The 7,433-nt window shown below is 59.5% G+C and carries 9 protein-coding genes and 1 pseudogene; all 10 read left to right on the top strand.

Going from position 1 to position 7,433, the window contains the following annotated elements; translation table 11 throughout:
* Positions 1-299 precede the first annotated feature (299 nt).
* The gene (locus ED655_RS09220) at positions 300-683 is read left to right on the top strand and encodes a hypothetical protein (RefSeq protein WP_122049934.1); all 384 of its coding nucleotides are present in this window, start codon (positions 300-302) and stop codon (positions 681-683) included.
* A 124-nt stretch (positions 684-807) separates the two neighbouring features.
* Positions 808-1,164 carry a hypothetical protein gene (locus ED655_RS09215; protein ID WP_122049933.1) on the top strand — a complete coding sequence of 119 codons (357 nt, stop codon included), beginning with the start codon at positions 808-810 and terminating at the stop codon, positions 1,162-1,164.
* A gap of 42 nt (positions 1,165-1,206) precedes the next feature.
* Positions 1,207-2,127: a hypothetical protein gene (locus ED655_RS09210; protein WP_122049932.1), complete on the top strand. Its 921-nt coding sequence runs from the start codon at positions 1,207-1,209 to the stop codon at positions 2,125-2,127.
* An 11-nt stretch (positions 2,128-2,138) separates the two neighbouring features.
* Positions 2,139-2,345 carry a hypothetical protein gene (locus ED655_RS09205; protein ID WP_122049931.1) on the top strand — a complete coding sequence of 69 codons (207 nt, stop codon included), beginning with the start codon at positions 2,139-2,141 and terminating at the stop codon, positions 2,343-2,345.
* The gene (locus tag ED655_RS09200) at positions 2,342-3,514 is read left to right on the top strand and encodes a hypothetical protein (RefSeq protein WP_122049930.1); all 1,173 of its coding nucleotides are present in this window, start codon (positions 2,342-2,344) and stop codon (positions 3,512-3,514) included. Before ED655_RS09205 ends, ED655_RS09200 begins: the two co-directional genes overlap by 4 nt.
* On the top strand, positions 3,507-4,166 hold the full coding sequence (locus ED655_RS09195) for a phage baseplate assembly protein V (protein ID WP_122049929.1): 660 nt from the start codon (positions 3,507-3,509) through the stop codon (positions 4,164-4,166). Before ED655_RS09200 ends, ED655_RS09195 begins: the two co-directional genes overlap by 8 nt.
* On the top strand, positions 4,163-4,525 hold the full coding sequence (locus ED655_RS09190; protein ID WP_122049928.1) for a phage tail protein: 363 nt from the start codon (positions 4,163-4,165) through the stop codon (positions 4,523-4,525). The genes ED655_RS09195 and ED655_RS09190 overlap by 4 nt, the downstream gene beginning before the upstream one ends.
* A 97-nt stretch (positions 4,526-4,622) precedes the next feature.
* The gene (locus ED655_RS09185) at positions 4,623-5,747 is read left to right on the top strand and encodes a baseplate J/gp47 family protein (RefSeq protein WP_122049927.1); all 1,125 of its coding nucleotides are present in this window, start codon (positions 4,623-4,625) and stop codon (positions 5,745-5,747) included.
* 10 nt (positions 5,748-5,757) lie between these two features.
* Positions 5,758-6,396, top strand: a complete 639-nt coding sequence (locus ED655_RS09180; protein ID WP_162993466.1) for a hypothetical protein — start codon at positions 5,758-5,760, stop codon at positions 6,394-6,396.
* An 8-nt stretch (positions 6,397-6,404) separates the two neighbouring features.
* Positions 6,405-7,433: pseudogene (locus tag ED655_RS15560) on the top strand (hypothetical protein); the annotation flags it as partial.

The raw sequence follows: 7,433 nt of genomic DNA, 5'->3' as shown, positions 1-7,433 counted from the left end.
GACGGCTCCATTATCGCTTTTTGCATCATCGCAGTGATTCTCATCTGCGTGCTGATCGTGGTCGCGAGAATGTGCGGATGTGAGGAGGTAGCCATATTGTTAAGCGCACTGGCGAAACGCCTTACTCGGGTACAGTCAGGCTCTGACGATAAGCCCCACTGACATCCTTCTCCTTGCCCCGCTTGACCAAACGCCCTACTGTGATCTGGTCTGATGCCAGACTGACGCCCCCATGGTTCGCCCTGGGGGGCAGGCAATATCGTTGACATAGCCCCTGCGCCAGCGTCAGAATCTCCCCCATGAAATCCCCCCGCGCTCTGCTGCTCCTGACGACATTTCCCCTCCTCAGCGGCTGCTACTTCCACAACAAAAGCCCCGGCGAGACCGACGCACGGTGCGTAAACAGGCTGCTCGGATCGACGCCCTTTGCAGAGGTCGCAGCGAAATGTGCCTCAGGCCCGATGACGGCGAGCGGGCAGCGGATGCTTGATGTCTGGCAGGATGGCTATGCAACCAACGTTGTCGCCTCGCAGCACTGGCCAATGGTCATCCCCTCGCGTGAACAGATCAAAGCCTATCTGGATGGCCGTTACGGTGTGGCGCCGGGCGGCTTCCGTCCCCCCTCAGAGGAAAGCTGGGACAAGCACCTCATGGCTGTCGAGGCAGGCGAGAGCGCGTTCTGATCCTGATTTCCTTGTACTGCATGGCCATATGAGATAGGGATATGTGGTTCGTAAAAGACCTGCGCCCATCGCCGAATGCAGGCCGCCCGAACAATCGGGCCTCTCTGAATGACAGGCTGGTTCAATGCTGAGATATCTCCCCGCTCTGGCGCTTTCGGCGCTTCTTTCCGGCTGTGCTGGCCTGGGTCGCCTTCCGGGTACGACCGACGCCCAGTGCGTGCGCCAGCAAATGGCCCATGGCAGCTCAACGAATGGCACGTTGCCTTTCGATCAGGCGGCGAGCGCATGCATTCAGGTTGCCGGTCCTGATGGCGGCAGTATGGGCGGTCTCGGTGCGCGGTATCAGCCGCTCGATCTGCGGTCCGACCCGGAACTGCAGCGGATGGTCGAGACCCCAACGCTGAATACGGCCGGTTATCCCTATATTCCGCGCAATTCATCAGCGCCGCCTGTCGGCAGGCGTTGGCAGTTGGTGCAGTAATCTTCCAGGCCGCTTTCGAGCGGCTTTTTTATTGGACGCATCATGGCGAACACGCTCCTGAACATCGAGACGATGCTCGGCTCCTTGTCGCGCCTTGGAGCGACTGCGCCGGTAAGCATTGGTTCGGTAACTCTCACTGGCATGGAAGTGCCAAGCGGCGTCACGTTCGGCGGCCAGCAGCAAATCACCATCCATCGCCTGCCTGGTGGCGACCGGGTGATCGATCTGGGCGGCAATGACCCCAACCGGATCGAGATGGAAGGTATCTTCCTCGGCCCTTCTGCCCAGACGCGCGCAGAGTCCTTGGCGAAGATACGGCGTGCAGGGCAGCCAGTGAGGCTTCAGGCCGCCGGTATGTCCATTCAGGTTTATGTGCAGGCCTATCGCTACACCTATGAGGCAAAGGGCGCGATCTGTCGCTATCTCCTCGTGCTCGAGCTTCCCGGTGAGTCTGCGAACTCGACTGCCGTATCAACCTCGGCACTCTCTGGCCTCATCGGCGACGACGCAACCAGTGCCCTGACCTCCATCACCAGCACGGTCGGCACGATCTCACAGAGCGTCTCAAACTTCGCTGGGCAGGTTCAGACAGTTGTCGGGCAGGTTGCCCCTACCGCCAATCTGATCGGCGCTGGTGGCGTGCTGGCTCAGGTATCTGATAAGCTGCAAATCGTACAGGGCGCGGCCACGGCCGGAACGAACCTGTCAGCCTCGCCGAGTGCCGCCTCATCCGTGATCGGCGGCCTGCAATCTGCGGGCAGCGGCCTGATGGATCTGGTTACACAGACCGGACAGAACCTTGAGGGGATCACCTTCAACAATTCTGCCTCGCTCACGGCTCTTTCGCAGAACGCGCAGCTGGCCAGCGCGGCCGTTGATGCAGGCGGCGCCGTCAACAGGGCCGCGATCAACGCAGCAACCGCAACAAACGCTGCCATTCCCTCTCCTTCCGTTCATGGCTGATCGGGCGCACCATGCAGACAATCCAGGTCACGGCGGCAGATGTGTCGCTCTACCATGTTGCGGCCAGCCGGCTGAATGATGCCACGCAATGGTGGCGCATCGCCCAGCTGAACGGGATGACTGATCCCGACCTTACATGGCTCCCCTCCCCCGTCTCCCTGCAGATCCCCAATATCGACCCGACGCAGAATAGCGGCGTGCCGGGACTTGCTTCATGAGCGAGACGATCACTGTTTCTGCGGGGCGTAGAGTAGCCCGCAAGCTCAGGGCGCAAATTCTGGTCAATGGCCGCGCCGTCCCGGAGACGCGTCTTGAGCGGTTCGCACTTTCGCGAACGCGGTACAGCCGGGCCGACACGGCAGAAATCAACCTTGCGGTTGATCGTGCGGCGCTTGCGAAGATCACCGGCAATTACTGGTTTGATCAGGCAGTAGCATCTGGCACTGCGACGGCAGATACCGATGTGCAAATCCAGATGCGGGACGAAGCCACGGCCGGCGCGCAATGGATGACGGTTTTCCAGGGCCTCATGGATCACGTCGAGTGGACCCCGACCGGGACCGCCCTTGTTGTCGAGTGCCGGGACTATCTTGCGAAACTGCTCGACCTGCGCGTTCAGGATGCGTGGCTCAACAAGACCGGGGCCGATCTCATGACGACGCTGATCTCGGCTGCCGGGCTCACGCCTCAGGTGTCCTTTCCCGCCAGCATGACCGGTCAATACTGGCAGATCGAACACAAGCGCCTGTCACACAGCGCGCATGGCCGCTTTCAGACGGCTTTCGATCTCGCCCGCTATATCGCCAATTCGGCGGGGTGCGACCTGTATGCGTCGGGCAAGACAATCATTTGTAAGCCGTACCCGACCAGCAATGATGGATCGGCGACGACGCACACGCTGAGATACCAGGATTCCGGGCCAAACCAGGCGATCGTCTCGAATGCCATGTCCCTGAGCTTCAGGCGTGACTACCAGATCGCCAAAGGCGTGGTCGTGCATGTCATGTCGTGGGACAGCCGGCAGCGGGCCAAGTTCGAGTATTACTGGTCAGCGGAAGGCGGGTCGCCGAAGAAAGCTGCGAACGCTGGTACGCTGCACTCCTTCAAAGTGCCGGGCCGCTCCATGCAGGACGTACAGAACACCGCCAAGCAGAAATATGATGAGATCGTTGCCCACGGGCGCGAGGTCCATATGACGATCCCTGGACGCATTTCGCTTCAGCCCCGCGATTTCTTCACCCTGACCGGCACCAACTCGACATGGGATGGCCAGAGCTACACGGTTGACGCTGTTTCGAGCGCCTTCTCATGGGATGGCGGCTTTGAGCAGGATGTGACGCTGCGGAACCGTGATGTGACGCAGGATGAGGCTGACAGCGATGCATGATGCAAGACAGATCGCAGCTGCTGCGAGCGGCATGATTGCCAAGACCGTGCATGGCATCATCACCTCGATTGATCCGGTGAACCACGCAGCCAAGGCGCTTGTGCAACCGGAGGGGATCGAGAGCGGCTGGCTGCCAGTTGCCGCCTTGGCTGCCGGTGATATCCGGATTGCTCGCCTGCCGAATATCGGAGAGCATGTCCTGCTCATCCCGATCGAGGGCGATGCCGAGCATATGCAAATCAACGCCTTCCAATACGATACGGCAGTCACGCCCCCTGTTTCTCCGCAGACAGGCAAGCCCGCCCAGGCTGGTGAATTGCTGATCATGGCCGGATGCGGCGCTCCTCCCTCTGCCACGCAAACAGGCACAAGCTCGCAAGCGGCTACCGGAGCCACCAAAAATGCGCCTTGGTGGCACCTGACCGCACAAGGTCTTTATTCCGGCGCAGGGCAAACGACTGAAACAATGACGAATGCGGGGATGGTCTGGCGAGTGGGGAGTGTGACAATGACGCTCGGCCCATCTGGTGTTGCGGTCACCGGCGGCACGGTCACATCGGATCGGGACGTGCTTGCTGCAGGTATCAGCGGCAAGTCCCATATCCATACGAACGGCAATAACGGCGGTAACACGGGAGCGCCTGTCGCATGACAGCTATCTCACACTTCTGCGGTGGTGATCTGAATCTTGATACTGCCGGTGGCCTCGCCACGGTCAGCGGTGCAGATCAGACCAGGCAGGCCATTATAAGACGGCTATGCACCAATGCTGGCGATTACATATGGCAGCCTGGTTACGGCGCCGGATTGCCGGCAAAGATCGGCTCGCCAGCCAGTCTCAGCGAGATACAGGCGCTCGTTGCGGAGCAGATGGCACAGGAGGCGGCTGTAGATCAGACACAGCCAATCAGTGTCACGATCAATAATCCGAGCGTCGGCGTCTATGTTTGCAACATCCAGTATGTGGACCTGGAAACGCAGTCCGTGCAGGCGCTTCAAGTCACGAATTAGCTTGTACATGGCCACATGATATGAGATTTTCCGCAATCATGGCCGTAGATGGCCAAAAGGCGTCCTTCGGGGCGCTTTTTTTGTTTCTGAGGCTTTGATGGCGCTTTCGCTTCGCTCTTTCACGACGACCGTTTCGACGGCTGTCACGGCGGCGCAGGGCGCGGCTTCGTCTCTGCTCGATCTGTCTGTCGGAACGCCCGGCCGCGCGATACTGGAATCAGCATCGGGCATGGGGCTGTGGCTACAATCCGTCGCCCTGCAGATCCTCACGCGCAACCGCCTCTCTACATCGGAGGGCGCGGACGTTGACAGCTTCATCGCCGATTTCGGCCTGACACGCGAGCCCGGAGTTGCGGCGACGGGCAATATCCTATTCTCGTCGTTTTCGCCTGCGACGGCCTCCGCCACGATCCCGGTTGGTGCGCTCGTGCTGACGATCTCCAACATCAGCTACGCAGTTGTTGCAGACAGCACGAATGCCGCCTGGAACAATGCTGCCAACGGCTACATTCGGCCTGCTGGCGTTCAATCCCTGACGCTACCCGTGCAATGCACACAGACCGGTACAGCGGGCAATGCTTCCGCAGGTGCGATCTGCCTGCTCGGTACAGCCATTTCCGGCATTGATACCGTTACGAACCCAGCAGCCTTTACCAATGGCGGTGACGGGCAAACCGACGCCGCAGTGCGTGCGGGATTCGTGACATGGTTGAATTCCCTGAACCGGGCCACACTTGCAGCGATTGAGGGAGCCGTCGAGGCGATCGCCACCAATATCATGGTCCAAGGCGCTGAGAACGCTGACACAGCGGGCAATTTTCTGCCCGGCAACATCGTCCTGTACGTCGATGATGGGTCCGGTGCCGTATCAGACGCCTTGATCGCTCAGGCTTATGCGGTCGCGAACGAGTACCGCGCCTCGCCTGTCTCGATACAGGTCGTCAGGCCTTCGGTTTCGACCCCCACCGTGAGTATGGCCCTGACCCTGGCACCAAACAGCGATGCATCGTCGGTGCAGGCGCTGATAACCGCTGCGATAAGCGGATACTTCAATGCACTGGATATCGGGCAAGGCGCAGTTTACTCGCGCTTGAGCGTACTCGCCTACGGCGCCTCGTCATCCGTCGTTTCCATCTCGAATTTGCTGCTCAACGGCGGCACCTCGGACATTCCCGGGCAAACGGGCGTGGCCATCCGCGCTGGATCGGTGACCTATGGCTAGACCGAGCAATGTGTCGCAGAGGCAGTTCGCAAGCAGACTGCGTGCGCTGCTTCCAACAGGATGGTTCCCCGGCACGTCCAGCGAGAGCGAAGTCGAACAAGCACCGATCCTCAACGGCATGTTGCAGGGCATCGCCTCGGTGTTTTCGTGGACCTGGGGGCAACTCCAGGACGCCTACGATCAGCAACGCCTTGCGACTGCAACCGGCGGGATGCTGGAGATCTACGCTGATGACTTCTTCGGAGATAGCTTGCCGAGACATCCGGCTGAGCAGGATGATGATTATCGAACCCGGATCAAAACGTCACTTTTCCCAACTTTGGGCACAAGGCCTTCATTGGAGCGCGCCCTTACGTCCTCGTGGAATGCCGGGTGGCGCATAACCGAGCCGCGTAACGCCTCTGACACCAAAGGATATGGCTCGGTGACGAACGCCGGAGCTGGTGGGGGCTACGGGTACGAGACAACCGAATTGAGATACGGAACGCTTTTGTCCCCTTTCCAGGCTTTTATATCCCTGCAGCAGACCCTGACATTCAACCCTCCGCAGATCGTCCTTTCATCCATCGAGTCCGTGCGTGCTGGCGGGATGGTGATGTGGGTAGGTGGAAACGCGTCTCTGACTGACTTCGGTGCGGATATTTTATAGGACATCTCATGGATCGCAGGATCATCTATCCCGCGCAGATCCCTCTGGTAGAGGATCAGCTGCAAGCCGCTCGATTTGCCGGGATTGGCATTGGTCGAATTGCCGGTGCGCTCTATGGCGAAAGCGGCATAGGAGCTAGCGGATTTGATTGTACGCCAGGGTCTGGCCTTGTCGTCATCGTCGCACCTGGCGAAATAATTGCCCCGGGAGTCGTGGATACAAGCACATTCGGCGTTCTGCCTGCGTCCTCCAGTGCGCTCCCGCGCCAATTCATCATGGGGGATCCTGTAAGTATAACCATCCCCGGCACTGGGGAGACATTCATAATCTACGGCACGCCTGCAACGAATGACACAGGCAACGCGGTTCTTCCTTACTTCAATTCAGCAAATCCATCACAAACCTATGCTGGCTTAGCAAACTCGGGAACTGGTCAGCCTACTGTCAGGTCTGATTGCGTTACGGTAGGGATTAGCACTTCCCCTCCCTCAGGCAGCATCCCTTTGTGGTCGGTATCGGTGCCATCAGGCGCGACAACCATCACAAATTCGATGATCTCCCCAGCGCACGGTGCGCCTCTTTACCCGAGTCTCGTCGAATTGGCGTCTCTTGTTGTAGCGCCACACAACCCCAACCTCGCGGCTGCATTTGGCGGGTATCCGCAAAAATCGATCGTTGCAGACCCATCCACCGTGGGTCTCTTTTGGGTCTCAACCGCGGACAACAACCTGACCACACCGGGCGCGCCCGGCGCTTCGTGGGCAGATTTATTCGCACCCGTGCGCTCGGGCCGCTGGCTCGGCACGCAGATGTTCACTGCGTCCGGGTTTTATACGCCAACGCCTGGAACGAAGCAGATCATTGTAACCCTCGCTGGTGGTGGTGCTAGTGGCGGTGGATCGCCCGCAAACAACTCTTCCCAGATATCGGTCAGTTCTGGCGGTGCTTCTGGCAGTTTTGCAAAAGTCATCCTGACCACAGGCTTCTCTGCGGGTGTCGCAATCACGATCGGGTCTGGCGGTCTGGGCATTGTGAAC

The organism is Asaia bogorensis, assembly GCF_900465345.1.
GTDB classification, from domain to species: domain Bacteria; phylum Pseudomonadota; class Alphaproteobacteria; order Acetobacterales; family Acetobacteraceae; genus Asaia; species Asaia bogorensis_A.
This window is presented reverse-complemented; position numbering and strand designations above follow the sequence as displayed.